This is a genomic window from Corallococcus sp. AB049A (assembly GCF_003668885.1).
Taxonomy (GTDB): Bacteria; Myxococcota; Myxococcia; order Myxococcales; family Myxococcaceae; genus Corallococcus; species Corallococcus interemptor.
The window spans coordinates 1-526 of the sequence record NZ_RAWL01000937.1 but is presented as its reverse complement, the minus strand read 5'-3'; the positions used below and the strand labels follow the sequence as shown (position 1 = coordinate 526).

Here is a 526-nt window from a genome sequence, read left to right as displayed (position 1 = left end):
GCGTTGAGCGGTGCCCCGGCCGGCTGGCTCTCCTGGCCGGCCGGGGATTGGTGTGAGGGTGTGCCGACCAACGGTCGGCACCTGCCGGGGCCGTGCGCGTGTAGAGCCGAGCCGATGCTCAGCTGCTGTCTACGGGGTGCCGCAGGCGCGGTGCGCGCGGCGCCGAGCATGGGCTCGGCTCTACAGCTGTGCCAACCAAGGCTGGCATCTACCAGGAGCAGATTCGGACGTGCCAACCAAGGTTGGCACCCACCGGCGTTACCGCGCGGCCAGTGTGCCGCTGTGCTTGAGGTGGCAGCTGGCCAGCGCGTCGTTGCCGGCGGCCGGGTGGCCGGGCTCGAGCAGCAGGCGCTGCACGTCCGAGAACAGCTTTTCCACCGGCATGCCGTACGGCGCGAACAGGCGCAGGCGGCCCTGGCGGTCGAACACGTAGCCGCCGGCAATGTGGCTCATGGTGTAGGTATCCGGTACCTGACCGGGTTCCTTTTCGTAGAACGCCTTGAAGTCGCTGGCCATCGCGGCCAGC

The 526-nt window shown here is 69.4% G+C and carries 1 protein-coding gene; it reads right to left on the bottom strand.

Annotated features, from left to right (window positions below; all coding sequences use genetic code 11):
• Window positions 1–258: 258 nt before the first annotated feature.
• Window positions 259–526 (bottom strand): hypothetical protein (locus D7X55_RS45965; protein ID WP_199747368.1); only part of this gene is annotated, 268 nt, incomplete at its 5' end.